22 protein-coding genes and 1 riboswitch are annotated in these 26,278 nt (G+C 62.8%); of the genes, 14 read left to right on the top strand and 8 right to left on the bottom strand.

Annotated elements, in window-relative coordinates:
• Positions 1-37: 37 nt before the first annotated feature.
• The 3 genes from CS903_RS07505 to CS903_RS07495 are packed head-to-tail and all read right to left on the bottom strand — an operon-like array spanning position 38 to position 5,717.
• Positions 38-565 (bottom strand): SprT-like domain-containing protein, encoded by a 528-nt coding sequence (locus CS903_RS07505; RefSeq protein WP_242491800.1) that lies wholly within the window; start codon positions 563-565, stop codon positions 38-40.
• The gene (locus CS903_RS07500; RefSeq protein ID WP_099332937.1) at positions 562-4,941 is read right to left on the bottom strand and encodes a DUF3418 domain-containing protein; all 4,380 of its coding nucleotides are present in this window, start codon (positions 4,939-4,941) and stop codon (positions 562-564) included. The genes CS903_RS07505 and CS903_RS07500 overlap by 4 nt, the downstream gene beginning before the upstream one ends.
• Positions 4,938-5,717 (bottom strand): alpha/beta hydrolase, encoded by a 780-nt coding sequence (locus CS903_RS07495; RefSeq protein WP_099332936.1) that lies wholly within the window; start codon positions 5,715-5,717, stop codon positions 4,938-4,940. The genes CS903_RS07500 and CS903_RS07495 overlap by 4 nt, the downstream gene beginning before the upstream one ends.
• Before the next feature lie 100 nt (positions 5,718-5,817).
• Between CS903_RS07495 and CS903_RS07490 the strand changes: the two genes are divergently transcribed.
• The 7 genes from CS903_RS07490 to CS903_RS07460 all read left to right on the top strand — a co-directional run bounded on the left by CS903_RS07490 (position 5,818) and on the right by CS903_RS07460 (position 10,953).
• Positions 5,818-6,231, top strand: coding sequence for an ASCH domain-containing protein (locus tag CS903_RS07490; RefSeq protein ID WP_099332935.1), 414 nt, complete (start codon positions 5,818-5,820; stop codon positions 6,229-6,231).
• A 43-nt stretch (positions 6,232-6,274) separates the two neighbouring features.
• A complete protein-coding gene (locus CS903_RS07485) occupies positions 6,275-6,577 on the top strand; it encodes a hypothetical protein (RefSeq protein ID WP_099332934.1) in 303 nt (100 codons plus the stop codon).
• Positions 6,578-6,589: 12 nt separating this feature from the next.
• Positions 6,590-7,723 (top strand): VIT1/CCC1 transporter family protein, encoded by a 1,134-nt coding sequence (locus CS903_RS07480; RefSeq protein WP_306345677.1) that lies wholly within the window; start codon positions 6,590-6,592, stop codon positions 7,721-7,723.
• 9 nt (positions 7,724-7,732) lie between these two features.
• Positions 7,733-8,521, top strand: coding sequence for a trimeric intracellular cation channel family protein (locus tag CS903_RS07475; RefSeq protein ID WP_099332932.1), 789 nt, complete (start codon positions 7,733-7,735; stop codon positions 8,519-8,521).
• A gap of 49 nt (positions 8,522-8,570) precedes the next feature.
• Entirely contained in the window at positions 8,571-9,314 is a 744-nt protein-coding gene (locus CS903_RS07470; RefSeq protein ID WP_099332931.1) for an SOS response-associated peptidase, read from the top strand.
• Between the two features lie 93 nt (positions 9,315-9,407).
• Positions 9,408-10,139, top strand: a complete 732-nt coding sequence (locus CS903_RS07465) for an HNH endonuclease family protein (protein ID WP_242491799.1) — start codon at positions 9,408-9,410, stop codon at positions 10,137-10,139.
• Between the two features lie 16 nt (positions 10,140-10,155).
• A complete protein-coding gene (locus CS903_RS07460; RefSeq protein WP_242491798.1) occupies positions 10,156-10,953 on the top strand; it encodes a sulfite exporter TauE/SafE family protein in 798 nt (265 codons plus the stop codon).
• 95 nt (positions 10,954-11,048) lie between these two features.
• Here CS903_RS07460 and CS903_RS07455 read toward each other — a convergent pair whose 3' ends face one another.
• Entirely contained in the window at positions 11,049-11,264 is a 216-nt protein-coding gene (locus tag CS903_RS07455; RefSeq protein ID WP_099332930.1) for a cold-shock protein, read from the bottom strand.
• Between the two features lie 269 nt (positions 11,265-11,533).
• On the opposite strand from CS903_RS07455, the gene CS903_RS07450 reads away from it, so the two are divergent.
• Positions 11,534-12,001: a RidA family protein gene (locus CS903_RS07450; protein WP_099332929.1), complete on the top strand. Its 468-nt coding sequence runs from the start codon at positions 11,534-11,536 to the stop codon at positions 11,999-12,001.
• Positions 12,002-12,059: 58 nt separating this feature from the next.
• Here CS903_RS07450 and pntB read toward each other — a convergent pair whose 3' ends face one another.
• Positions 12,060-13,541 (bottom strand): Re/Si-specific NAD(P)(+) transhydrogenase subunit beta, encoded by a 1,482-nt coding sequence (pntB, locus tag CS903_RS07445; RefSeq protein WP_370737659.1) that lies wholly within the window; start codon positions 13,539-13,541, stop codon positions 12,060-12,062.
• Positions 13,542-13,558: 17 nt separating this feature from the next.
• Complete coding sequence (locus CS903_RS07440) at positions 13,559-15,103, bottom strand: Re/Si-specific NAD(P)(+) transhydrogenase subunit alpha (protein ID WP_099332928.1); 1,545 nt, start codon at positions 15,101-15,103, stop codon at positions 13,559-13,561.
• A gap of 151 nt (positions 15,104-15,254) precedes the next feature.
• Positions 15,255-15,360: riboswitch (TPP riboswitch) on the top strand.
• Positions 15,361-15,396: 36 nt separating this feature from the next.
• Between CS903_RS07440 and CS903_RS07435 the strand changes: the two genes are divergently transcribed.
• The 5 genes from CS903_RS07435 to CS903_RS07415 are packed head-to-tail and all read left to right on the top strand — an operon-like array spanning position 15,397 to position 20,663.
• The gene (locus CS903_RS07435) at positions 15,397-16,026 is read left to right on the top strand and encodes an ECF transporter S component (protein WP_306345676.1); all 630 of its coding nucleotides are present in this window, start codon (positions 15,397-15,399) and stop codon (positions 16,024-16,026) included.
• A complete protein-coding gene (locus CS903_RS07430) occupies positions 16,023-18,329 on the top strand; it encodes an ATP-binding cassette domain-containing protein (RefSeq protein ID WP_099332927.1) in 2,307 nt (768 codons plus the stop codon). The genes CS903_RS07435 and CS903_RS07430 overlap by 4 nt, the downstream gene beginning before the upstream one ends.
• 13 nt (positions 18,330-18,342) lie before the next feature.
• Entirely contained in the window at positions 18,343-18,903 is a 561-nt protein-coding gene (locus CS903_RS07425) for a nucleoside/nucleotide kinase family protein (RefSeq protein WP_164996712.1), read from the top strand.
• A 9-nt stretch (positions 18,904-18,912) separates the two neighbouring features.
• Positions 18,913-19,842, top strand: a complete 930-nt coding sequence (locus CS903_RS07420) for a TIGR01777 family oxidoreductase (RefSeq protein WP_099332925.1) — start codon at positions 18,913-18,915, stop codon at positions 19,840-19,842.
• Positions 19,843-19,847: 5 nt separating this feature from the next.
• Positions 19,848-20,663, top strand: coding sequence for a class I SAM-dependent methyltransferase (locus CS903_RS07415; RefSeq protein WP_242491806.1), 816 nt, complete (start codon positions 19,848-19,850; stop codon positions 20,661-20,663).
• Here CS903_RS07415 and CS903_RS07410 read toward each other — a convergent pair.
• Positions 20,660-21,745 carry a Gfo/Idh/MocA family protein gene (locus CS903_RS07410; protein WP_099332923.1) on the bottom strand — a complete coding sequence of 362 codons (1,086 nt, stop codon included), beginning with the start codon at positions 21,743-21,745 and terminating at the stop codon, positions 20,660-20,662. The two genes, CS903_RS07415 and CS903_RS07410, sit on opposite strands and share 4 nt — an antisense overlap.
• A 138-nt stretch (positions 21,746-21,883) precedes the next feature.
• Between CS903_RS07410 and CS903_RS07405 the strand changes: the two genes are divergently transcribed.
• Positions 21,884-23,581, top strand: coding sequence for an alpha/beta-hydrolase family protein (locus CS903_RS07405; RefSeq protein ID WP_099332922.1), 1,698 nt, complete (start codon positions 21,884-21,886; stop codon positions 23,579-23,581).
• A 10-nt stretch (positions 23,582-23,591) separates the two neighbouring features.
• Here CS903_RS07405 and CS903_RS07400 read toward each other — a convergent pair whose 3' ends face one another.
• A complete protein-coding gene (locus tag CS903_RS07400) occupies positions 23,592-26,201 on the bottom strand; it encodes a lysylphosphatidylglycerol synthase transmembrane domain-containing protein (protein WP_099332921.1) in 2,610 nt (869 codons plus the stop codon).
• Between the last annotated feature and the right edge of the window lie 77 nt (positions 26,202-26,278).

The following is a 26,278-nucleotide window of genomic DNA, read 5'->3' as shown; positions in this document are numbered from 1 at the left end:
TCGTCCCCAAGTGGTGTCGCGTCAGGTATTGGAAGGTTTAGCGCCGGCGGATGCGGCGTAGTTCCCGCTCGTAGTTGCCACCCGGCACGGTTTTTTTGCCATGGTGGCGCCATTCCAAAATGTGCTCGCGGCTAAATGAGGACGAACACCTCCCGCAGGAAACGACCCGCCGCGGCGCCGCGTGGAGAGACTTGCCGAGGCCGCAGTGCGGACACGTTCCCACCCAGGTTGCTGCTGGTTGTGGCAGGTTGGGTGGCAGCAGGGCTCGGGGCTCAGCGCCGACACGAACCGCAAGCTTCTTCCAGTGGGCATCGTGACCGTGCTTGGCTCCGGCGAGGGCGTGGGCGACCTCGTGCAGCACCACGTTACGCATCGCATCTTCGGGGTAAAGCCGGGCCAGGGTCCGGGACAGGGTGATCTCACGGCGAGAGTGATAGCAGCAGCCCGCTCTGCGTTTGGCTCGGTCCCAGCGCACAGTCCAGCCGTGCAGCCCATAGTGGTCGAGGACGGCTCGGGCGTACTTCACCGCATCGAACCCCTCTTCGGGTCGCGGATTCTGGCTCACGGGCGCTCCAGGGTTTCCAGCCTTCTCAGGACACGCTGCGAAGAGACCCGGGTTGAGGTGCCAAGGGACTGTGCAAAGAGGGAAACCCGCAGCTCTTCAATCAGCAGCCGAACCTCGCTCAGTTCACGCGCGTCGGCGGGGTTGTACACGCGGCCCGCAAGGGTCTGTTCCACCCGGGTGAGGGCGCGTTCGACCTCGGCAATTTCCTCCGAGTTGCGCCGGTCGCGCAGCAGTTCACCCCCGCCTCGCGAAGCCCTCTTGACTCGCTCGGCATCGGCCAGCAGGTAGCGGGCGATGTGGGGGGCTAGGGCCGGGTCCTGCGAGCCGAGATAGCCGTCGTGGAACAGGGTTTTGGCGTGGCGCACGGCTTCTCGGCGCACGTATTTCAGCGCGTCCTGGGGGTGCTTCTGGCAGGCATCCTGTAGGGCCGCATAGGCCTCCACTTCGCGGGTCACCCGCAGCAGGATGGAGTAGACCTCATCCTCAAAACGGGGACGCATCCAGGCCTGCAGCTCTGCATAGTCGGCCTGGCGCATTTGCTTGGGAGCTTGATCGATCAGGGCGAGGACGGCTGCAACCTGGGCGTCCTCAACCAGCGCGGCGGTATCCGGGTAGGGCGAACCGGCAAGGAGGAGGGCCTGGTTGCCACTCCAGCGACTGGTCACCCTACCGATCGGTAGTCTGAGCTCGCCGAGAAGTCGGGTCCGAAGCCCAACCTCTTTCTGCCGGGCTACTTCACCATCTTTTGGCGGTGTCACCGGGGTTGTCGGTGAGGGAACTTCGCCTGCGACATCACCCTTGAGCCGACTTCGTTCGGTCTTCCGACGCGCAGCCTCCATTGCCTCGTGAACCGAAGACTGGAGGGCGACCGTGGCCTTCTTGGCGAAGCGTCGCTGCAGTTCGGTGAGTGACTCCGAGGCTCCGATGAGGGCGCCGCGATCGTCAAGGACATTGAAGCCGATGCGAAGGTGCGGGGGCAGGTGACGCTGGGCCTCCTGCAGGTCCTCTGGGGTGAGGTCGATACCGTTCCGCTCTCTAACCACCACCGCGAAGGTCTGCGCAAAGGTGGGTTGATGTCCCGGCTGTGATGTCCGGGGTTGCTCGGTTTTTCGCGGTGGCACGGCCGGGGCGCTCTGCGGCGAAACACTGCCGCTCTGGGCGCCCCAGGACCGCAGCCGATCCAGCGAGGCTTCCAGCGAGTAGGGGTTGGTCTCCTCGGTCGCACCCTCCTGCGTTTCGACCCCGATGGTGCCCGGGGGTTGATCGCGGCGCAGTCTGACGGCTTCGGCCACCTCTTTCCCAGTCTGGGTGGCGGGGGCAAGGAAGCGCCGCTTGTTCTTGGGCAGGGCGCGGATCATCGCCACGCAGAGGTCTTCAAGGAGCCCCGGAACCAGCCAGTCGAATCCAATGTCTTTAACGCGCGGCAGAATCGCGAGGGGGATGACAACGGTGACGCCATCCTCCTGGCTGCCCGGGGTGAAGGCGTAGCGGATCTCCAACTCCAGATCGCCCGACTTCCAGGTGCTGGGGAACGCTTGGGGGTCAAGAAGCGCCCCCGAGGGCAGCAGCTCTTCGAGCGTGTAGTTGAGGAGCTTCGGGGTCTCAAGGCGCTGCGTCTTCCACCACTTGAGGAAGGCGGCACTCGAGGTAGCCGAAACCGGGACACGACTGGCGAAGAAGCGGTAGCGGGTCGCCTCATCGGGGACGAGGGAGGGGTCGCGCATCCGCTTCGAGATATCTTCGGCCTCGGCCATGATGTCTTTGTTGTGCTTGACAAAACCGAGGTGGTTCTCGCGCCAGTCGCCTTCCACAAGTGCGTGGGTGATGAACATTTCCCGGGCCAGGTCACGCGCCGACAGCGAGGTCGGAACAGTCGCCAGCTCCTCCAGTGAGTCCGCAGCAGTACCACCCCAGTCACGCCCGAGGACGGTGTCCCCCAGCCGCGTTAGCGGAACCGTTCGGTTTGCGACCAGCGTCAACCCGTAGAGGGTGACCTTCTCGGTCACCTGGGCACAACCGCGCGCCCTCGACCACACCGGTTCCGAGTAGCTGCGTTTGGCGAGGTCGCCCGCGTAGGCTTCAATCCACTCCGGTTTGATTCCGGCAACGGTACGGGCGAACAGGCGTGAAGTCTCGACCAGCTCGGCGGCCATGATCCACTCGGGGCGACGTTTCTTCAGCGCGGAACCAGGCCAGATTGTGAATCGGGAACCCCGGGCCCCGGCATACTCACGCTTGGCCTCATCCCAGGAGCCGATGTTCGAGAGGAGGCCGGAGAGCATAGCGCGATGCACCTCATCGGCATCGACCGTCTTCGTGCCCTGCCCGTACTCAATGACAGCGCGGGCCACGTGGTTCGCCTCATCACGCAGAGAGTTAATGAAGGTTGGTGAGGGCAGACCGAGGGGTTCCACCCGGATCCCCACCTGACGGCACATTTGCCGTAGCTGGCCGACGATGTCCCGCCACTCGCGGTAGCGCAGGTAGTGGAAGAACTCGCGCTTACAAAGCCTGCGGAAGGCACTGCCGGATAGATCGCGAGCCCGGACGCCCAGGTAGCGCCACATGTTGAGGTAGGTGATGAAGTCGGAGGTTGGATCCGCGTAGCGACGGTGGGCCTGATCCGCCGCCTCCTGCATCTCAAGAGGGCGTTCACGCGGGTCTTGAATCGACAGGGCAGCCACGATGACGAGGACGTCTGAGGCGCAGCCATTCTTGTCAGCCTCAACAAGCATGCGCCCGAGGCGCGGGTCGATGGGAAGCGTTGCTAGCCGCCGGCCCAGGGGGGTGATCTTTTCTTTGGCGTCGAGAGCGCCGATCTCGGTGAGGAGCTGGACTCCGTCCCGCACGGCGCGCGGGTTCGGAGCGTCAAGGAAGGGGAAGTTCTTGACCTCACCCAGTCCCAGGGCGCTCATCTGCAGAATGACAGAGGCCAGGGAGGTGCGGAGTATTTCGGGTTCCGTGTAGTGGGGACGGCGCTCAAAATCGCGTTCCGAGTAGAGGCGGATCGCGATGCCCTCGCTGGTACGACCGGCACGACCTGCGCGTTGGGAGGCGGAGGCTTTCGAGACCGGTTCGATGGGGAGGCGTTGCACCTTGGTCTTGTTGGAGAAGCGGCTGATGCGTGCGAGGCCCGCGTCAATGACGTAGCGAATGCCGGGCACGGTCAGCGAGGTCTCGGCGATGTTGGTGGAAAGAATGACGCGCTGGACCGAATGGGGGGCGTAGATGCGGTGCTGGTCGGCCGCGCTGAGGCGGGCGAAAAGAGGGAGGATCTGCACCCCGTCATAGCCGTGGGCATCGCGCTCATCGGCGACGTAGCGCCGACCGAGGTGTTCCTTGAGTGCCTGTTCGGCCTCAATAATGTCGCGTTCACCAGGTAGGAAAACCAGGATGTCGCCGCGTTCTTCGGTCAGCAGTTCGTCAACGGCGTGGACGAGGGCGGACTCGATGTCGAGGTCGTCCCCGAGGCCGTAGCCGTAGGTGGCCAGCTCTCCAGGGTTGGGTTCGGGATGCAGGGCGGTGCCCAGGCTGGGTGTGAGGGCGGAGTCTTTCACGGCTCCCTCGTCCTCATCCGATTTGGCGAGGTCGGCAGACAGGGGTCGGTAGCGGACCTCAACGGGGTAGGCGCGACCCGAGACCTCAATGACGGGGACGGGTTGGCCGGTCTGCTTGGCAAAATGGTCGGCGAAGCGCTGCGAGTCGATGGTCGCCGAGGTGATGATGACCTTGAGGTCGGGGCGCTGGGGCAGGATACGACCGAGGTAACCGAGGATGAAGTCGATGTTCAGGCTTCGCTCATGTGCCTCATCAACGATGATGGTGTCGTAGCGGCGCAGCAGGGGATCGGTCCCCATCTCTGCCAATAGGATGCCGTCGGTCATCAGCTTGATCAGGGTGGTTGGCCCGACCTCATCTGTGAAACGGACCTGGTAGCCGACAACCTCACCGGCCTCTTTGCCGACTTTCTGTCCCAGTTCGTCGGCGATGCGCTCCGCAACGGCGCGCGCTGCGAGGCGGCGGGGTTGGGTGTGACCGATCATCGCGGAAATCCCGCGCCCTAGCTCCAGGCAAATTTTCGGAAGCTGCGTGGTCTTACCCGAACCGGTCTCACCGGCGACAATGACAACCTGGTGGTCACGGATGGCACGCGCGATATCGTCGCGCCGGGCACTGACTGGAAGGTCGGGGTAGGTGACGACAGGGAGGGCGGCTGCGCGTGCGGCGAGCTGGGCCGGACCAAAGGTGAAGTCCCGTTGGACCTGCCCGGCGGTGCCCTGGCGCGGACCGCGCGCCTGTCTCGGGCGACCCCGCCCGGAACTGCGGCGTCGGGGACGATGACCGCCCGTTCCCGCCGCTACCTCAGAACTGCTCAACGCGTTTTCCTGGCGAGTGGGACCTGGTCCCGAACCCACTTCTCAGCCCTCTTCCACATGGCAGGAAGCTGGTCCTCGCGGCTGAAATCCTCACCGGAGGCAATCTCCAGGTGGGAACCCTCGGGGAGTAGGCGGACAACATCCTTGGCTTGGACATCAACCCCGCGTTCCACATCGCCCTCGTCAAACAGGATCATGGTCGGCTGTTCGAGGCCGGTGAGAAGGGACTCAGCCGTGTTCAGGGAGAGGTCGATGAGGGTCTGCTGGGTGACCTGGAACGAGGTGCGGCCACTGTTGGTGTCCTCGTAGATGCGGGTCTCGTGTTGCCGCTCAAGTTCCTCAAGCTGATCGGGAGAGAAGATCTTTTCCCATTCGAAGTCCAGGGGGCCGAGAATCGGACTGGAAAGGAAGACGGCCTTGACTGCCTTGGGGCGCGACCGGAGGGCAGAGATGGAACCGGAAGAGTGGGCGTGAAGCAGCTGGCGATTAAACCCCTGGTCAGCCAGCCAACCGGAGGCCGCCCGTAGGTCTTCAACCCTGTTCTCAGAGGTAATCGGGTCGTCATCTGAGGCGCCGTGTCCCGAGTAGTCAAAGATCAGGGTGGCGTAGCCGAGCTGTCGGTAGCGCGCTGCGAGAAGGGGGAAGTGGGGGCTGGACTGACGGTCACAGAGGAAGGAGTGCGAGAACACGACAGCGGCATCTTGAGTGTCCACAGGGCTCACGAAGGTGCCCCGTAGGGTCACGCCTCGGGGCGTTGTAATCTCAACCTCACTCACGGTTCCAAACTAGCCGTGTTTCGCCTTAAACACACCTCGGCGCGGTGAAGTCACGAAAGATTTTGTCGTCAGCGAAACGTCTGTCGCCTAGTCTGGAGGGATGGAAAACGAATCGGCCGCAACGCGGTTTCCGCAGGCCCCAACGGAAGAGATCGTCCAGGACTTCTGGGGTTTCTCGCGCGATCATGTCGGTTGGGCCACCCTTGAGGGAATCTTTGGTCAGCAGCAGGCTTCGACCATGACTCCGCCCTGGATGCACCTCAGTGGAAATGCTGAGGAGGCGACGGCGCTGGCTCAGAAGCTGATTGCCGAAAAGACCCTTGAAGTGGTCGAACCGGAAGAAAACTACCCCGATGATGGCGCGCTGCCGCAGCGTGGCGACCTCGCCATCGTCGTTGACGGGGCCGGGCGCCCAGTTGCCCTGGCCGCCACCCTGAAGGTTGCCGTCGCCGCTGCGACCGAAAGCACCGGTAGGCTGGTCACCGAAACCCTGCGTTGCCTCTATCCCAGGTGATAGGTCAGGACCAGGGCACTAAACGTTTGAGGATTGGTTACTGATGGGCATGAAGTTCACCCTTGCGGCTGGTTTGGCCGTGGGTTTCCTGCTGGGCTCCAAGGCGGGGCCCGCTCCCTACGAGGCCTTCGCTTCGGGTATGAGGAAGTTGCGTAACACGCGCATGGTCGCGGTTCCGATTGAGGCCGCCGCCGAGCAGGCTGCGGGGGTCGTGCGCGCCAAGGGTGAGCAGCTGACGGACCGCGCCGCGAACAGTGTCTACCGCAAAATCTCCGGCGTCGGGCAGGGTCCCCTGGTTGTCGAAGCGCGCGTCACCCACGTCGAACCGACCGCGGTGACGGATTAAGATTCTACCTTCGTGACAGAACTGAGGTCAGATCAGGTAATGGCGGGGGCGGCACCCAGCCGCCAGCAGATCAAAAAGTGGCGCCGCTATCTTGCTGAGGAACGGATTGAGAGCCAGACCTACCGCAACCTGGCGCGGCGTGAAAAGGGTGAGCAGCGGGAGTTCATGCTGGAACTTGCCGAGGCCGAGAAGCGCCATGAGAACCACTGGTTAACCCTGCTGGGGGAACACTCGGAGCCGGCGCCTCGCCCCAGTCTGCACTCGCGCATTCTTGCGGCCCTAGCCGGCCGCTTTGGCTCGGTCTTTACCCTGGCCCTGGTGCAGCGCTCGGAGCAGCGCTCACACTATGAGTCGGATAGGGATGCCACCCCGCAGATGGTGGCAGACGAGAGAATCCATGGTGAGGTGGTGCGCTCTCTTGCCACCGTTTCCCGCAATCGCATCGCCGGAAACTTCCGGGCTGCGATCTTCGGAGCCAATGACGGCCTGGTTTCCAACCTGGCGCTGATTCTGGGTGTGGCCGGTGCGGGCATGGGCAACGAGTGGGTGCTGACCACCGGTGTCGCGGGCCTGCTGGCAGGTTCGCTGTCGATGGCAGCCGGAGAGTGGATCTCCGTTTCCAGCGCGCGGGAGCTACTTGATGCCTCCACACCCGAACCCCTTAACCCGAGGTCGGTCAAGCAACTCAACGTTGAGCAAAATGAGCTGGTGCTGCTCTTCAGGGCCCGGGGTGAAAGCACTGAAGAGGCTGAAGCCCATGCCAGGGCCATTTTTGATTCTGTCGGAGCACCGCACGAAGACACTGGAACCGTTGCGGTCGAACTGATTGCACCGCCGACTACACCCGAGATGGGTGATGTTGCTGAAAACATCGGGCGCCCCTTCCAGGTGGCCGCGGCTTCGTTCCTTTTCTTTGCCATCGGCGCCCTCATCCCACTGCTCCCGTACATCTTTGGCTTGAGTGGCTACACCGCCATCATCGCCTCGCTGGTCATCGTGGGTTTCGCCCTCATGATGACAGGGGGAACCGTCGGGGTCCTCTCGGGCAAGACCCCCTGGTTCTCTGCCTTCAGGCAGCTGGGAATCGGTTTGGTAGCAGCCGGGTTGACATTCGCCCTCGGGCTGCTGTTTGGGACCACGCTTTAGGAGAGGACGTTGAACGAACTTGACGGTGTCGTCGTCAACGACGTCTACCGCGTCATCGACCTGACCGGGGTGCTTCTGAACGGCATCTTGGGCGGAAAACTGGCCCGGACCAAGCGCTTCGATGCGGTCGGTTTTGTCATCTTGGCGATCATGTCTGCCATGGGTGGCGGCATCGTCCGCGATGTCATGCTGCAGGCGGGGGCGCCAGTTGCGATTACCGATCCCCTTTACATCTCCACCGCCCTGGTCGGGGCTGCCATTGCCTTCCTTTGGAAACTGAACTCTCGCTTCTGGGTGGTCGCACTAATCGTCGCCGATGGCATCGTGCTGGGCTGTTGGGCAGCCACCGGCGCGATGAAGACGATGTCGGTTGGTTTCGGGGTCATGCCCGCTCTGCTATTGGGAATTACCACGGCTGTCGGTGGGGGGATGATCCGGGATGTTACCGCGGGCAACGTCCCCATGGTCTTTGGGGGCAACAACCTCTACGCCACCCCGGCACTGGTTTCAGCGGGAATCATGGTCCTCCTCTACAGTCTGGGCCAGCCCACCTGGGGAATGATCCTCGCGACTGTCGTCGGTTCCTCCTTCACCGTCCTCGCCCACTGGCGCAAGTGGCAGCTACCCGTTCACAGCGACTGGTCGCTCTCCCTGACTTCTTCGCAGCTGAGGGCGATGCTGGCGGCGCGCACCAAGGCGGCCCAACGAGGACATCGGGGACTTGAGGCGCTTGATGACTCTGTGATTGAGGACGTTGGGGGCGGCTCGGGGAAATCCCCCTCCCCACCTTCGGACTAGCCCCACAGCCTGCACTTTCGCTGTTGACCCATCGGGGTGACAATAGGGTATGTGCGGAAGATTCACGATTTATGCGGATGATGACGAACTGGTCGACTTCTTCGAAGTAGATTTGGTCGAGGGCGAGCATTTGCCGTCCTACAACCAGGCTCCCTCTCAGCAGATTCGCGTGGTACGCCAGGTTGAAGAAGCTGAGGTCGTAGGGTCAGCGAAACGGGAGCTGGTCAACCAGAAGTGGGGGTTCGTCCCCTTCTGGGCCAAGGAGGGGTTCCGTCCCCTCATCAACGCGCGGTCTGAAACCGTCACCGAAAAGCCCACTTTTCGCACGGCCGCGCAGAAGAGGCGCAGCCTGGTCCCCATGAACGGATACTACGAGTGGCGGGTCTTGCCGGGTGGCAAGAAACAGCCCTACTTCCTCTCCCTTGGAGACGCTGAGGGGCGGGGAGCGCCTCCCGGAAGTGAACCTCTGATGGCGGTGGCCGGAATTTTCGAGTGGCCCGCAGAGGGGTCAGAGGAGCCCGCTACATCGGCACTCCTGACACGCTCTGCGTCCCGTGAACTCGCCTACATTCACGACCGCATGCCTCTGTTCATACCGAAGAACCTCTGGTCAGCCTGGCTTGATCCGGATCTGAATGACAGGGACGCGGTCTCCGAGATGATTGCTGCAGTTCCCCCGGCCCCGCTGGTCGCGCGCATGGTCTCACCTGCGGTAGGAAATGTTCGCAACAACTTTCCCGGTCTGATCAACCCGTTTGACCCAGACGAGGGGACCCTGTCCATTCCTTCGTAGCGCCGCGGGGCACGAGTGTGGATGGTGAACTTGTCCCCAAGGGGGGCATTCGATTCCCTGAACTGGCACTAGAGTCGGCACAATGGAGCCGATATGGCTAAGAAGAACCTGCTCCGGAAACGACGTCGCTCCCTGGTAGAGATCCTGGTGGGACTCGGAGTTCTGCTCCTTGCCATCTGGCTGTTCATGCCGAGTATCTTGGACACCCTGCGTGGTCATCCGCTCGATGAGGTCGATGCCTCGGCAAGTGAGTCCCTGCGGAAGCTCTCGGAGCTTGAGGTAGCAGAGGTCGGAACGGGCGGGGACGCACCCCCCTATGTGCGCACCGAGTTTGGTGACGGTTGGGCGGATCTAGACGGGGACGGGTGCAACACCCGAAATGAGATCCTGGCTCGGGATATGAGCGAGGTTAGGTTCCGCCCCCGCACCGATGACTGCGTGGTTGAGTCCGGAGTTCTAAGCGATCCCTACACGGATACCACCATCTACTTTGAGCGCGGTCAAGAGACCAGTCAGGCGGTTCAGATCGACCATGTTGTCGCCCTGGCCGATGGCTGGAGGGCGGGGGCGTGGTCCTGGGATGCGCGCGAGCGGCTAGAGTTTGCGAATGATCCCCTCAACCTGCTGGCCGTGGACGGTCTTGCCAACCAGGCCAAGGGTGCTTCGACGGCAGACCGCTGGCTACCCGATAACGGGGACTACCACTGCCAGTACGCGGCACGCCAGGTGGCTGTGAAGTACAAGTGGGATCTGACAGTAACGCGAGAAGAGCGTCAGGCACTGAACGGCATCCTCAGCGGGTGTGCCGATAGTGCTGACAAGTAGAAACTAGGGGAACCCAGTGGGCGAAAGCAGTCTTGAGATGAACAGAAAGCCCACCCAGTGGGCCGGTCTGGTGACCATTGGGCTGGTGGCCGGTTTCCTCTCCGGAATGTTCGGGGTGGGTGGGGGCATCCTCATCGTCCCCGGACTGGTGTTGGTGCTGCACTTTGGGCACAGACTGGCCTCCGGCACCTCGCTCGCCGCGATTGTGCCGCTCGCGCTTGTCGGGGTCATCTCATACGCACTTAATGGATCCCTGTCCCTGGTGGCGGCGTTGCTTGTCGTACTCGGTTCCGTCGTGGGGGCACAGATTGGCACACGCCTGCTGCAGAAGATTCCGACCCGTCCCCTGCAGATCGGGTTCGCGGTCTTCATCGTCGTCGTGATTGTCAGCCTCTTCCTGGTGGTGCCAACGCGAGGCGAGGAGCTGGCGATCACCTGGACCATGGCGATTGCCCTGGTCATCCTGGGCATTATCACCGGCATCCTCTCGGGGCTGCTGGGGGTGGGCGGCGGTGTCATTATCGTTCCGGCACTGATGCTGCTGTTCGGGGCCAGTGACCTGGTAGCACGCGGGACATCGCTGCTGATCATGATCCCAACGGCTCTTGCGGGGACCCTGTCTAACCTCCGGGCAAAGAACGTTGATATCAGTGCGGCACTGGCAGTGGGGCTCCCGGCCTGCGTCACCACCTTTCTGGGGTCGATGGTCGCGGTGGCGGTTTCCCCAGCCCTGGCCAACACGCTCTTTGCGATCTTCCTGGTCTTCGTTGCAGCCCAGATGCTGTGGCGGGGTTTGAAGGCCCCGAGGCACTGACAGTCCCCAGGCAAAGTGAATCCCCGCCTCCGCACTGCCGCGAAGACGGGGATTCCTAAGTATTAGATCGAAGCGTGCACTTCGTCAGACTTCGACTAGTCGATTACCGTGATTTCGGTAGCCATCAGGCCCTTGTCACCCTGCTCGATGATGAACTCAACGTGCTGGTTCTCTTCGAGGTTGCGGTGGCCTGAGCCAACGATGTTGCGGTAGTGCGCAAATACGTCCTCTGAACCGTCATCGGGGCTGATGAAGCCGTAGCCCTTCTGCGAGTTGAACCATTTGACGACACCCGTTGTTGCATTAGCCATGGGATTCTCAATTCTTTGCTGCCGGTGTGGAACCGAACTCGACGAGCTCGGTTGCAGTAAAACTTCTTCGTTGCACACCGCGGCGAATCCGCTGGGTACTTCTATTCAAGTTGAAACTACGCCCTCAAGGTTACCCAATATCTCTGACAATTGGCATGTCCTGGCACACATGCGCGCAGTGTCACGTCAAAATTCGGGAGTTGGGAGACTGCTCGGGCGTGTCTCGGTACCATTCGAGATAGGCAGAACACATCGCGAGGAGAGCCCCCATGACCATTTCCCAGCGCCTCACCGAACTTGGCATCGAACTACCGCCGGTCCCAGCCCCGGTCGCGGCCTACGCGCCCGCAGTCATCGTTGGCAACACTGTCAAGACCTCGGGTCAGCTGCCGATGAAGGGCGGGGAACTGCTCCTGACGGGACGCTGCGGGACCGTGGCCGTCACCGATGACCTTGCTTACGTGGCAGCACGGCAGTGCGCCCTCAACGCCATTTCTGCGGCAGCCAGTGTGGTGGGTGGGGTGGACAATCTGGTTCGTGCGGTCAAGGTGGTGGGTTTTGTGTCCTCCACCGAGGACTACTTTGCGCAACCGTCGGTTATCAACGGTGCCTCAGATTTGCTCCAGGGGGTCTTTGGATCACGTCACGCCCGCTCCGCCGTCGGGGTGGCAGCCCTGCCGCTGAACGCCACCGTCGAGGTCGAGGTTGAGTTCGAGTTCCTCGGCAACGACATCTAATAGGGGTGCGAAAAGGCCCGCCTCCATTGCGGAAGCGGGCCTTTTCTCTGCCTGGTAGCTAGGCGTTTTGCCTGACCGCGGAGACGATGTTGTCGACCGATGCCTTGGCGTCGCCGAACAGCATGTGAGTGTTCTCCTTGAAGAACAGCGGGTTCTGAACCCCGGCGTAACCGGTGGCCATGGAGCGCTTGAAGACGATCACGTTCTTCGCCTCCCACACCTTCAGAACCGGCATACCGGCGATGGGGGAACCCGGTTCCTCAGCGGCCGGGTTCACCGTGTCGTTGGCACCGATGACGAGGACGGTGTCGATGTCCTCGAAATCATCATTGACCTCATCCATTTCCTTGACGATGTCATAGGGAACCTTGGCTTCGGCCAGAAGGACGTTCATGTGCCCCGGGAGGCGACCAGCAACGGGGTGGACGCCGAACTCGACCTCAACCCCCATGTCGCGCAGTGCGTTGGTCAGTTCAGCGACCGGGTACTGCGCCTGGGCCACGGCCATGCCGTAACCAGGGGTGATCATGACCCTGCGGGAGCCGGCCAGCATTGCCGCCACCTGCTCCGCATTGATCTCCTGGTGTTCACCGTCCTCATCCCCGGAGGCGCCGGTGGACTCAGCCGTACCGAAACCACCCAGGATGACGGAGATGAACGAACGGTTCATGGCCCGGCACATGATGTACGAGAGGAACGCGCCCGAGGACCCAACCAGCGCACCGGTGATGATGAGCAGGTCGTTGTTGAGCATGAAGCCCGCCGCAGCGGCAGCCCAACCGGAGTATGAGTTCAGCATTGAGACGACCACCGGCATATCGCCACCACCGATGGCTGCCACAAGGTGGAAGCCCAGGGCGAGGGCGATGATGGTCATCAGGATGAACGGGATCCAGGCCCAGGCGCTGTGACCGGCGGCGATGAACCATGCCATCAGGGCGATGGTGACACCGATGGCCGCCATGTTGAGGTTGTTGCGACCGGGCAGCATCAGGGGTGCGCCTGACATCTTGCCGGACAGCTTCAGGTAGGCAACGATCGAGCCGGTCAGCGTGACGGCACCGATGAAGACGCCCAGGAAGACCTCACCGAGGTGGAAGCCGCCGAGGGCGACCGCCTGGACGTCGGGGGCCAGGTAGGAGTTATAGCCGACCAGGACCGCCGCCAGACCCACGAATGAGTGCAGCAGGGCGATTAGTTCGGGCATCCCGGTCATCTCAACCTTGGCGGCCTTCCAGATGCCGATGCTGGCGCCGATAAGCATGGCGACCGCAATCAGCAGGGCCGTGACGAGGACGCCGCGACCCGGGCCGTTGGAGAGAGCCGCCAGGATGGTGGCAGCCAGGGCGATGCCCATGCCGATCATGCCCAGGTTGTTGCCCTGGCGTGAGGACTCGTGAGAGGACAGGCCCCTCAGAGACAGGATGAAGAGGACGGCCGCAACGATGTAGGACAGGGTGACGACGTGGCTGGTCCAGTAGCCGGGCTGGGACCAGTCCATCAGGTCACCGACGGCGGGGAAAACGAAACTCGAAAGCATGGTTGTCACTGTTGTGCCTAGCCCTTCTGGAACATCGTCAGCATGCGTGCGGTAACGCGGAAGCCACCGAAGATGTTGATCGAAGCCACGACGATTGCGATGAAGCTCAGGATGGTTACCGCGAGGTTAGACGAGCCGATCTGCGTGATGGCGCCGACCAGGATGATGCCGGAGATCGCGTTGGTGACCGACATTAGCGGGGTGTGCAGTGAGTGCGCCACCCCGGTGATGACGTAGAAACCCACGATGATCGCCAGGACGAACACCATGTAGTGGCCGATCGCCAGGGAGGGGGTGACCATGACGAGGGCGACTGCCAGCAGCGCGGCGATACCCATCCAGGCAAAGCGCTTCTGCTTGGCTGCCGCTGCCTCCCGAGCAGCTTCAGCTGCGGCCTTGGCATGGTCGACAGCATCCTCGGCCTTGGCTGTGGGAGCTGCGGAAACCTGAATCTTGGGCGGCGGCCAGAGAATCTGTCCGTCGTCCGTCAGCGTGATGCCCCGAATGATTTCATCGTTGAGGTCGATGACCATTTGGCCGTCTTTACCCGGTGTCATCAGCTTGAGCAGATTGACGACGTTCTGGGCGTAGAGCTGGGAGGACTGCGCGGGCAGGCGACCAGCGAGGTCGGTCCAGCCAATAATGGTGACGCCGTTGTCGGTGACAATCTTCTGTCCCGCAACCGTCTGCGTGGTGTTACCACCGTTGGCTGCCGCCATATCGACAATCACACTGCCGGGCTTCATGGCCGCGATCGCCTCATCATCCAGCAGGATGGGTGAGGTGCGGCCCGGGATATTGGCCGTGGTGATGACGATGTCTGAGACCGCCGACTGCTTGGCGTAAACGGCATTCGCCAACCTGGCCTGATCTTCCGTCATGGCCTTGGCGTAACCGTCGGTCGACTTCTCCTGCGCCTGGGGAAGGGCGATGAAGCGCGCCCCCATCGAGTTGACCTGCTCAGCCACCTCGGGGCGCACATCAGAGGCGAAGACCTCAGCGCCCATCGAGTTGGCGGTACCGATGGCGGCCAGGCCCGCTACGCCTGCACCGATGACGTAGACATGTGCCGGGGGCATCTTGCCCGCAGCCGTCACCTGGCCGGTGAAGAGACGGCCAAACTCATTGGCGGCCTCAATAATCGCCCGGTAGCCGGCCACGTTGGCCTGCGAGGAGAGAACATCCATGGCTTGCGCACGCGAAATACGAGGGACAACGTCCATGGCGAGGGCCGTAATGTCCATCTCAGCCAGGACCCGCATCAGGTCTTCATTTCGCGTGGGGGCAAGCCTTGAGATCAGGACCGACTCCCGGTGCATCTTCTCGAGGTCGTACAGCTCAGGTGCGTCAAGGGTGAGGACAATGTCCGCCTTGAACGCACCGTCGCGATCAACGAGTTCGGCCCCGGCCTCTTCATACTGGTAGTCGGGGTAGGAGGCAAGTGCGCCCGCCCCCGACTGGACGGCTACCGTGTAGCCCAGTTTGATGAGTTTGGAGACCGTGTCCGGTGTTGCCGCAACTAGCGGCTGGTCTGGTTTCTCGGCGGGTACACCGATTCGCATGTAGGCTCCCTTGGCTCTGTTGGAGTTAACGCCCTATCCACTATAAACAAGCAAGCCCCATTCCGAGGGGGTCCGGCCAAACTCTGAAGCGGCCTAACTCACTGCCGCGGAAGTGTACGGTCTTGGAGGGCGCTTCGCAACGAGCTAGGGTTGAAGCAGCCACGGGGCCCCAGCATGGGGTGAGAGGGGAACACCAGTTCCCGACCGTCGAACCTGATCCGGTTAATACCGGCGTAGGAAGTGCGATCCCGCGGCGCAACGGTATGTCGTCAGTCGAATGCGGGAGGCCAGTCGTGAGTTCACGATCAACACATGAGTCAGTCATTTCCAGCGGGATCAACCCGATGCGCTGGCGTGTCGTCGACATCGTTACCGCGGCCGTCCTCGGCTCGGTCCTCGGAGTTGTCTTCCTGCTGTGGAACCAGGTTGGTTACGCCGCCTTCACCGCCCTCGATACCCTGACCCCGGGGGTCGGCGGCATCGTCTCGGGCGTGTGGTTCCTGGGCGGTCCGGTCGGAGCCCTGGTGATTCGTAAACCTGGTGCCGCAATCTTCGTTGAGGCACTGGCAGCAACCGTCTCGATGGCCCTCGGTTCCCAGTGGGGGGCTGAAGCCTTCGTCGCGGGTCTGATGCAGGGCGCCGGCGCTGAACTGGCCTTTGCCGCCTTCCGCTACCGTCGCTTCACTCCGGGGGTGGCGGCCCTGGGCGGAGGTCTGGCCGCGACGGCGGCCATGATCCTCGAGGGCATCACCTCGGGTAACTTCGCCAAGTCACCCCTGTTCAATCTGATCTACTGGTCAACCTCGATCACCTCGGGCATCATCATCGCCGGACTCGGCGGCTACCTGCTGGTTCGCGCGCTCGCCAAGACCGGAGCCCTCAACCGTTTCGCTGCGGGACGAGAGATGCAGGAAAGGGTTTGACCACGGCCATGCCCACGACCGCCGATGTCGCCACCACCCCCTCGGTTCGCCTGGAGGGGTGGGGGTGGCGTCACCCCGGGCGCGAAGCCTGGGCGGTCCGGGGCGTCACCTTGGACATCAAGCCGGGGGAACGTGTCCTCATCGTCGGCAACTCGGGTGCCGGGAAAACCACGCTGCTCCACGGTATTGCCGGTGTTCTCAGTGAACACGAGGGCGAGGGTGAAGGCAGCCTGACAATCGCGGGGCTTCCCGCCTCAGCCCCCCGGGTGCGCGGTCACGTCGGCCTCGTCCAACAGGACCCGGAAACCCAGCGGGTGATGGGCCGCATCGGGGACGAGGTTGCCTTCGGCCTCGAAAACATCGGTCTACCCCGGGACGAAATCTGGTCCCGCACCCGGGAGGCCCTCGGCGTCGTCGGACTCGACTACCCGATCGACCACCCCACCTCTCACCTCTCCGGAGGCGAAAAGCAGCGCCTAGCGCTGGCCTGCGCCCTCGCGATGCAGCCCCGGATAATGCTCCTGGATGAACCGACCGCGAACCTCGATGTCGAGGGCGCGCGCGAGGTGCGAACCGCCACCGAAAGCCTGGCGCAGGCTACCGGGGCCACCCTGATGATCATCGAGCACAACCTGGGCCCGTGGATCGACCAGGCCGACCGATTGGTCGTCCTCACCGGTGGTGTGGTAGTCGCCGACGGGCCGCCGCTTGAGGTCATTGCCAACCACCTCGACCTGCTGCGTGAAGCCGGGGTGTGGGTTCCGGGTCTGAACCCGCTCGACTGCCTTCCGCCTCTCGGAGAGACCCCGCAGCAAGCTCGAGTCGATAGCAACGCTGCGCTGACCACCCGCTCGCTTGCGGTGGGCTACGCCGATGGGGGTGAGGTGCTCGCGGGCCTCGACCTCGAGTTCCCCGAACACGTCTCCACCTGTGTTGTCGGAGCGAACGGGGCCGGTAAGACCACCCTGGCGCTGACCCTGGCCGGACTGCTCACGCCGAAGCGGGGTTTGGTTGAGGCGGGCAGCAGCGTGGTCGCAGCTGGAGCAGGTCGGGTTGACCCGGCAGAACTCAGTCCCCACGACTGGTCCACCCCGCAGCTGCTCGGACGAATCTCCATGGTGTTCCAGGAGCCGCAGTACCAGTTCCTTACCGCCACGGTTGAGGAGGAGCTGGGGCTGGGACCCAAACTCAGTGGTCTTGGTGAAGCTGAGGTGGCAGAACGTGTTGGGCGATACCTCGATCTTCTTCACCTCACCCACCTGCGCAGAGCCCACCCCCTCTCGCTTTCAGGTGGGGAGCGCCGCCGCCTCGGGGTAGGAACCGCGCTGATTGCCGCCCCAGCGGTGATCGTCCTCGACGAACCCACCTTCGGGCAGGACTTCAACACCTGGGTTGACCTTGTGGCACTGTTGCGCGAGGCCGCTGCGGGTGGGACCACCCTGATTACCGTCACGCACGACCCGTACCTTGTGGAGGCGCTGGGCGAGAGTGTTCTTGAGATTGATGCCCTCGCACCCGTAGCGGCGGACCCGGCGGTGGAGCCACGCGGACCAGCCCGATCGATCCTCAGGCGCGTCAACCCCGCGGCCCAGCTGCTCGGCCTCTTCCTGATGACGATCCCACTGATGCTCAGCATCGACCCGGTGTCCGCCGGTGTGGCGTTCGTACTGGAGCTCCTCCTGCTTCCCCTGGCGCGACTTCGTCCTCGTCAGCTGCTGATTCGTATGTCCCCCCTGCTGGTGGCAGCCCCACTGGCGGCCGTGTCCATGCTGCTCTACGGCGGTAGTGGTGGACAGGTTTACGCTGCGTGGGGACCGGTCGTGATCAGTGAAAACTCGGTGTGGCTTGCCCTGTCTATCTCACTGCGCGTCCTAGCGGTGGGTTTGCCCGCGGTGGTGATTCTGCCCAGCCTGGGTTCGACGGAAGTCGCGGACTCCCTGACCCAGGTGGCGAAGTTGCCGTCGCGGTTTGTGCTTTCGTCCCTGGCCGCCATCCGCATGGTGGGCCTGATGCTGACGGACTGGCAGGCCCTGCGCCGAGCCAGGCGTTCCCGAGGTCTAGACGGGGCCCATTTCGTCAAGGCGGCCTTTTCGCTGACAACCTTTGCTCTGCGTCGAGCAGACTCACTTTCCGTTTCCATGGAAGCCCGTGGTTTTGGGGCCGATATTCCCCGGAGTTACGCACGTGAGTCCAGTCTGTCCTGGCCCGATGCGGTGATGGTCCTGGTCTGCGTTGCCGTTCCCGCGCTCTCGCTGGGGTTGGCCCTGGCCTTCGGCTCATTCTCCCTGTTCGGGATTAGCTAGTAACGTGACGGGCGTGCAGCAACCAACCCCCCGTGATGACAGCTTCCCGCCCACCGTCCTGAGCATCGGGGCGGTTGATGCTATCCGCAGGCGCCTTGATGAGGATGATTCTTCGTGGCGCATCATCATCGATGGGCCTTCGGGAAGTGGCAAGACCACTATCGCAACCGAGCTGGGGGAGGCGCTCGGCCTCTCCGTCCTCAATCTTGAAGAGTGGGTGCCCGGGTGGGACGGTCTGGCTGAGGGAACGCGAATCACCGAGGAGTTGCTCAGTGGTGAGCGGACCGGCTACCACCGGTGGGACTGGTATCAGGAGCGTTATGAAGAGTTTGCTCCGGTTGACCTCAGCGGTAGGTGGATCTTGGAGGGGTGTGGCTCCCTGACCCCCGTCACCGCCCAGTTTGCCGACCTGCGCCTCTGGGTTGAGGCCGAACCCGAGGTGGCCAAGGCGCGTGGTCTGGAACGAGACGGGGCCCGGTTTGCCCCCCACTGGCAGCGTTGGCACGACCAAGAGGTTCGGCACTGGGAGCAGGATAATCCCCGGGGTCTAGCCGATCTGATTATCCGAACCTAGGCTGGCACCATGAGAATTGCAGTCGGTGGGGCGTCCGGATTGATAGGTTCGCGCCTGGTGCAGGCCTTGGAAAACCGCGGTGATGAGGTCGTACGTTTGGTGCGTCGTCCTGCCGGTGCGGATAGCGAACGTCAGTGGAACCCCGAGAGCAGGGAGATCTTCGGTCCCGGCCTCAGGGATGTTGACGCGGTGATCAATCTGGCGGGTGCCCCGATCGGTGGGGCGCGGTGGTCAAGGAAGTACCGCAGGCAGATTCTTGACTCCCGGGTCAAATCGACCCAGACGGTGGTGCGGGCCCTTCGTGAGGCTCGACATGAGGGGGCAAACCGCTGCCAAACCTTCCTCTCTGCCAGCGCCATGGGCTACTACGGCTTCAATACTGGAGACCGCATTCTGGTAGAGGACTCGCCCTCGGGTCCCGGGTTCCTGGCCGGGGTCTGCCGGGCCTGGGAGCGCGAGAGCGTGGAGGCTGAGAGTCTCGGGGTCCGCGTGGTGCGGATGAGGACGGCAAACGTCCTCTCTGAGTCAGGCGGGTTCCTTGGGGCTCTGCGACCCCTGTTCCGCTGGGGTGTGGCGGGCCGGATTGGAAACGGTGAACAGTGGCTGTCCTGGGTTCACATTGATGACCACGTGGCGGCGCAGCTGTGGCTTCTCGATGGTGACACCCGTGGAGCCATCAACATGGCGGCCCCATTCCCTGTGCGTAACCGGGATTTCACGCGCGACTACGCCCGGGTGCTTAGACGTCCGGCGTTCATCCCGTTCCCACGTCGACTCGTCGCCCTCGTCCTCACCCCCACCATGGTCAAAGAGACGGTGGCTGCGGGGCAGAGGGAGATCCCGGAGGTGCTGCAGTCGCGGGGGTTTACCTTCAAGCACCCCTCGCTGGTGGGGGCCCTGCAGGACATTGAGATGAAGAGAAGGGCCCGGAAGCGTTGAGTGAGGTGACCGAGGTTGAGGATACCCACGCGGCTCTTATCAACCCGTTCGACTCGACGGTGGGGCTGGAGCAGGCCCTGGAGTACGAGGAGACGCGTCCGGGTTATCCCGATGGAGCCTACCGCGCGGTACTTAGCTCAGCGGGGTATCCGGTTGGGGATGCAGTAGACATCGGGGCTGGAACAGGGCAGTTCACCCGTGGACTGCTGGCCCGGGGGATCCGGACGACGGTGGTGGAGCCGTCCTCATCGATGAGGGAGACCCTGCGGACGAGGTCGTGGGCGCAACTGGCGCAGGGCAGGACGGGGGGTGAACCCGGACGCCTGGTGGTTACGGGTGGAACCGCAGAGCAAAGTGGGCTTCCAGAGTGCAGCTCCGATGTGGTGGTGTGGGCGCAGTGCTCGCACTGGCTCGATGTCCCCCGTGCCAGCGCAGAAGCTGCCCGGATTCTTCGTCCCGAAGGTAGTTTGGCGCTGGTGGCGAACCAGTTGGCGGTAGAGGTTCCCTGGGTGCACAGGCTCAGTCGCATCATGCGTTCGGGTGATGTGGTGCGGCGGGACCGGACCCCGGACCTGGGCCCGCGCTTTACCGAACCGGAGCTGACAGAGGTGGCCTGGGAGCAGTCACTGACGGTGGAGCAGTGCATGAGGCTGGCCCGCACCCGGTCCTCCTACCTGGCTGCCAGCCCCAAGCGCCAGGCCAAGATGCAGGACAACCTGGCCTGGTACCTACTGGAGCACCTGGGATTTGACCCCGTCGAACCGTTCGGGCTGCCCTACACCACGATGGTGTGGACGGCGCGGGTTCGGGGTGAAATCTAGAACTGCGGGTACCTCACCCCGACCTGTGCGAGGGCGTCGTTCATGATCCTTTGAACCTCCAGGGTGGCGGACCAGGGAACAACCGGGGACTCGAGGTCGCCCGCGGCGATCCTTCGGGCGGCCTCCGCGGCCTGGTACTGGAACCCTCCGGGAACGACGGCATCCCAGTCTTCCGTGGAACTGGAGAGGATCTGTCCCGTGTTGGCTTCGACGGAGTGGACTGTCAGGGTCACCTTGGTGGGGCGGTAGAACTGCTGCGGCATTTCGATCGTGCCCTTTTCAAAGGTGAGGATGGCGTGCACGCTGGACGCCCCGTCCATCTGGCAGGTGGCAACTGAGAGGGCATCCGCGTACTGGCCGACCACAACGTCACCCAGGTCCACGCCGCTGTCTGTGAGGCGACCCAGAGCGCTTTGCTTCATGGGCACTCCGAGGGCCATATGAACCAGCGACACCGGGTAGACGCCCAGGTCAAGCATGGCCCCGCCTGCCAGTTCCGGTTCAACCAGTCGGGGGATGTGGAGCAGCTGCTGGCCGTGGTCCGCCGACACCTCAACCAGCTTGCCCAAGACGCCGCCCTCGATAGCCGCGCGGATGAAATGATAGTGGGGCAGGTGGCGCGACCACATGGCCTCCATGGCAAAGAGCTTCTGTTCTTGCGCCACCGCGAAGACCTCCTCGACCTCGGCTACAGAGGTGGCAAAGGACTTTTCCACCAGGACGGGCTTACCGGCCCGGAGCGCCAAGATCGCGTCGTCGCGGTGGCGCATGTGCGGTGTGGCGACGTAGATGGCATCGATACTGGGATCAGCCACCAGTTCTTCGTAACTGCCGTAGGCGGATTCGGCCGGAATGCCCATTTCTGCGGCAAAGGCCCGGGCGCGCAAGATATCGCGTGAACCCACCGCGGCAATCTTCTGGCCCGAGTGGGCGGGGACATCGGTTGCGAAGGTTCGGGCAATGCCACCGGCCCCGAGGATTCCCCAACGCAACTCGGGTGCGTCATAGGGGTCGGGGATAACCAGGTCCGGGGCTACTTCGGCAAACAGAGAGGGGAGGGGAGCGGGGTTTGATCTGTTCATAACAATGATTTTGCCTTCATTTTTGCGTTTCCGGGTGGACTTCTGGAGTCTGGAGGCGTCCTGGTCTCAAGTTGGGCAGGTACAGTTCGATAGTGCGCAGGGCGCATCGCAAGGCAGAGATGACAAAAGTGAGGCGTCGTGATTGAGCCATCGTTGTTCGGCGGGATATTTGCCGCGATCTTCTATGCCGTCTCAGTGACGCCCTCGGTCCTGCCGCGCCGCTGGTGGTGGCACGGCTTTGTCTCTGGGATTGCCACGGGAATCGGCTACGCCCTCGGCTGGGGAGTCCAGGTGGGGGTCAGTTCCGCGCTGCACAACCTGGACATCACGATCTCGGCTCCGGGTGGCGTAGAGCAGGGTCTGACCTTCCTGTTGATCGCGGTGGTCTTGATCTGGGTGCTGCGTTCTGTCTGGTCCTCTTACCGGGCGGGTCAACAGGCCGCTGAGCTGCAGGAAATGAAGCCGGTTAAGGCGCCGGAGTATCTGCTGGGACTGGTGGCCACCGCGGGAATGTTCGTGGTTGTGATGGGCGTCGTCTACATTCTGCGACGCATTTTCATCCACACCGTCGACCTGTTATCCCTGTGGATTTACCGCCCCATCGCCCTCGCCGTTGCCTTCGGTTTTATTGTCATCATTGTCTTTCTGGTGTCCAACAAAATCGTCTTCAAGTCCCTTATGGCTCTGTTTGCCCACAAGGCGGAAGCCCTCAACACCAAGAGTGGGGGCGGATATCCGCAGCCGCAGGTGCCGGAGCGTTCGGGTTCCCCGGCCTCGCTGGTCCCCTGGGACTCCATCGGAGGGCAGGGGCGTAAGTTCATTTGCAAGGGCCCCAGTCGCCAGATGATTGAGGATGTCACGGGCCTGCCGGCCATGGAACCGATTCGGATCTACGCCGGAATGCCCACCAAGAGTTCCGATCTTGAGGAACTGGCGGATCTCGCCATCGCAGATCTGGAGCGGGCGGGCGGCTTTGAGCGTTCCGTCGTACTGGTCAACACCGCGACTGGTTCCGGTTGGGTTGATGAGTGGCTGGTGCAACCCATGGAGTACTTGACGCGGGGTGACTGCGCGGTGGTTACCATGCAGTACTCCTACCTCTTTTCGGCTGCGCTTCTGGTCTCTGACCTGACCCCCTGTTCAGATGCGGGCACCTACCTTTTCAACCGAGTCGAGCAGTACGTCCACCAGATGCCTGAGGAAAAGCGTCCCCTTGTCATCGTTTCGGGTGAGTCTTTGGGGGCTTACGGTTCGCAGGATGTCTTCGCCAATGGGCAGGACCTGGTGGAGCGTGCCGACGGAGCCATTTGGACGGGTTCCCCCCACAAGTCGAAACTGCTGCGCGAACTGACGGCTGGACGTCACGGAGGCAGTCCGGAGGTTGCCCCGGTCTACGACAGCGGAAAACACATGCGCTTTGTCAACAACCCGGAGCAGCTCACCAGGGACCGTTACGGCAGAGAGTTCGGCAGGTGGGACTTTCCCCGGATTGTCTTTGCTCAGCACGCCTCAGATCCCGTGGTGTGGTACGACGTCGGGGTGATGGTGAAGGAGCCGGATTGGATTCGCGAACGCGCCGGCCTCGACGTTCCCGTTATGCACTACACCCCGTTCGTCACCTACCTGCAACTCATGACAGACCTACCGGTGGCAGGTACGGCCCCCGCCGGTCACGGCCATACCTACCACCGCGAACTGGTGGACGTGTGGTTGAGGGTTCTTGGTTTTGACGAGGCCGTGGCGCAGGGTCGCCTCGGCTCAACGAGTTGGTTGAACGAGCAGATGAAGATAGATATCGGCAACGCCATCGAAACCGATAACCAGCGCGACCCGTAGGGCGCCGCTGCTAGAGCAGCCCCTTCTTTTCCATGTGCTTCAGGGCCAACCAGCCGAACGGGATGCGTCCGTAGAAGGTCATGAGGCGGAAGAGGACTGCGGTTGAAAGGGCGATGGCCGGGGGAACTCCGGCGACCTGCAGACCCGCGGTGAGGGCCATTTCGACAGGTCCGATGCCACCGGGGGTAGGAATTACCGAACCGAGGGTGGAGGAGACCAGGTAGGTGAGGGCGAGTGAAAGCGGGTCCAGAACCACGCCGAACGCCGCTAGAGCTGCCCCGAAGGCTCCGATGTAACCGATGTTCATCAGCATGTTGCCACCGACGGCAATCAGAAGCTGCTTCGGGTGTCCCATGATCCACAGCAGCTGCGGGTAGACCTGATCCCACGAGGGACGCAGCTTCTTCCAAATCCATTTGCGAACCTTGGGAACCGCAAGCGTGGCGGAAAGAAGTGTCCCCACGGCCGCAACCACCCAGACGATGGTCATGGTGGGAATGTTGAGGCCGTTCAGGGACGTTCCGGTCCCGATGACGACCAGGAGGAGCAGGACAACCGAGGTGAGGAACTGCGAGATCTGCACCAGGGTCACGGTGGCGACTGCAACGGGGGTGGAGAGCTTTTCGCGGTTGAGGAAGCGCAGGTTTAGGGCGGCGGGACCGATGCCAGCCGGGGCCACCAGGGTGACAATCGAAGCTGCCATCTGGGCCAGGGTGGCGTTCCAGAGGCGAATCTTCTTGGGAGCAAAGGCAACCAGCGGAATGGCGGCCCCCACCCAGGTAACGGATCCGATGAGGAACACCGCGATGACCCAGTAGATGTTGGCATCACTGAGGGCCTTGCCGACGGCCTCAAAGTTGAGGGAACCCATGACGGCTACGAGCGCCATCACCAGGAGGAAGGCCATGACAACCGACTTGGCCGAGAAGCGCTCTAGTTTGAGGGGTTCCAGTGTCTGGGTGGCGGGGGTGATTTCAGAGAGGCGTTCACGGAGTTGGTCGATCACCTTGCTCTTACGGGCGCGGGCTCGCAGGCCAACGGGCAGGGCAGCCGACTGGAGGACCAGGGCAATCGAGAGTAGTTCGGGCAGGCCAATCATGCGCTGGGCTGAGGCGACCGCCCTCTCGACGCTGGTTGCCAGAGAGAGGTGCACCAGCATCTGTGCGCAGTCGATGCGGCGAGCGATGTCGTTGGAGCCCATATCAGCCTGGTTCCAGTTGAGGATCCACAGGTTGAGGTGCTCATCTAGCGTCAGGGCGTCAACATCAAGGTTGCGGTGGCAGACATCGCGGCTGTGGGCGCTCTTCAGCTGCTCCCAGGCCTGGTCCAGGGTGTCATCGCTGATTTCAAAACCGCTGTCGCTTAGCTTCAGCAGTGGCACCGTCAGCGGAAGGGGTTCCCAGAAGAGAGCTACGGAACTACCGGCGTCTGCGACGGCGATTGGTTGGGGAGTCCGCACCCCGGCCTTTGCAGCGATGCTGGCAGCCAGCATCTCTCGCTGAGCATTGATCTTGATGGCGGGGCTGATTAGGCGTTCGGTACCGCGCAGCCTCAGGTTCGACCACATATCGGAAGCTAGGGAGGTGATGCCCGTATCCGGGTCGAGGACGTGGACGTCGAGGATGGCCCCGCCCTCGACCCACATCTGGTACTGGCGGTCAGAGTCGCGGGAGTACTGCGGAGTCACGGTGAACTCGTTTTGGGTATCGAGAATCGGTGTCGTGATAAGTGGGGGGTGAATCTGACCGATACGGTAGTCCGGCAGCTCATCACTCTCGGTCACAATCCAGGTTTCCAGGGGTTGGCGCTCCGTCGGAAGGTCAACTCGGACCAGACGGGTCGGGTTGATTCCCACTGCCAGGGCCGCATCAACGAGGTCGGCGGGAAGGGCGCGAGCATCGTTGAACCCGCCAATCCACCGGGCCAGTGTGCCGATCATCCGCCCCAAAAGGATCGTCACCAGAGCCCCCTGCAGGGTGGTGGTGCCGCGAATGAGGGCGAAGAACAGAAGGATCCAGATCCCCAGCCAGGTGAACTTGACGCTCTTGGATGTCGAGGTCGTTCCCACCACGGTTGTCATGGCTGCCAGGACCATGTAGACAATACTGATCGACTCGATGCTGCCGGTCGGGGTGATGATCTCAAGGCCATCCGAGATGGTTTCAGGCAGGTACGGAAGCGCGAGTCGAAGACCCCACCCCACCAGGACCGTGAACAGACCGGTCAGAACCGTGTGGATGATTGTCGAGTAGTCGCGGTGGCGCACCAGGTAGACGATCAGCCCCACGGGGGCGAGGATGACGAAGGTTCCCTCAAGGAAGCTCAGTGGAAAGAACAGGACCTGGCGAATGACGGTGTCGAGGGCGGCCCGCACGTCCTCCTCCACCCCCTGGGTGGTGGATTGGGCATAGACCCCAAGCAGCAGAACCAGGACGATCCCGGCCAGGGTGAAGATGGTTTCGACAGCATCCTCAAGTCGGCGTCGCCTGCCCGGAACAGAGTCGGAAACGAAAACTCCGTGGCTGAGGCGGGACTGAACGATTGCCTCCCCGTCCCGTTCGGAGACCACAGTTGTGGGCGCTGTTGACGTCACAGCGTCGGGTTCATGGTCTACCGGCATGGGGTTAGTCTAGCCAGACTTACCTTTAGACCGGGCCCGTCGCAGTGGGTGACAACCCCCAAAACTCCCTGAGAAAG

This window comes from Actinomyces minihominis (assembly GCF_900187855.1).
Taxonomy (GTDB): Bacteria; Actinomycetota; Actinomycetes; order Actinomycetales; family Actinomycetaceae; genus Scrofimicrobium; species Scrofimicrobium minihominis.
Note: the sequence above shows the minus strand (reverse complement) of the source record. Positions and strands in the feature narration are given on the sequence as shown.

Coding starts and splice junctions, on each gene's coding strand:
- CS903_RS07465 (WP_242491799.1), top strand. CDS start 9,408: ATGGCTAAGAAGAACCTGCTCCGGAAACGACGTCGCTCCCTGGTAGAG.
- CS903_RS07440 (WP_099332928.1), bottom strand. CDS start 15,103: ATGCGAATCGGTGTACCCGCCGAGAAACCAGACCAGCCGCTAGTTGCG.
- CS903_RS07420 (WP_099332925.1), top strand. CDS start 18,913: ATGAGAATTGCAGTCGGTGGGGCGTCCGGATTGATAGGTTCGCGCCTG.
- CS903_RS07450 (WP_099332929.1), top strand. CDS start 11,534: ATGACCATTTCCCAGCGCCTCACCGAACTTGGCATCGAACTACCGCCG.
- CS903_RS07490 (WP_099332935.1), top strand. CDS start 5,818: ATGGAAAACGAATCGGCCGCAACGCGGTTTCCGCAGGCCCCAACGGAA.
- CS903_RS07400 (WP_099332921.1), bottom strand. CDS start 26,201: ATGCCGGTAGACCATGAACCCGACGCTGTGACGTCAACAGCGCCCACA.
- CS903_RS07485 (WP_099332934.1), top strand. CDS start 6,275: ATGGGCATGAAGTTCACCCTTGCGGCTGGTTTGGCCGTGGGTTTCCTG.
- CS903_RS07410 (WP_099332923.1), bottom strand. CDS start 21,745: ATGAACAGATCAAACCCCGCTCCCCTCCCCTCTCTGTTTGCCGAAGTA.
- pntB (WP_370737659.1), bottom strand. CDS start 13,541: ATGCTTTCGAGTTTCGTTTTCCCCGCCGTCGGTGACCTGATGGACTGG.
- CS903_RS07455 (WP_099332930.1), bottom strand. CDS start 11,264: ATGGCTAATGCAACAACGGGTGTCGTCAAATGGTTCAACTCGCAGAAG.
- CS903_RS07470 (WP_099332931.1), top strand. CDS start 8,571: ATGTGCGGAAGATTCACGATTTATGCGGATGATGACGAACTGGTCGAC.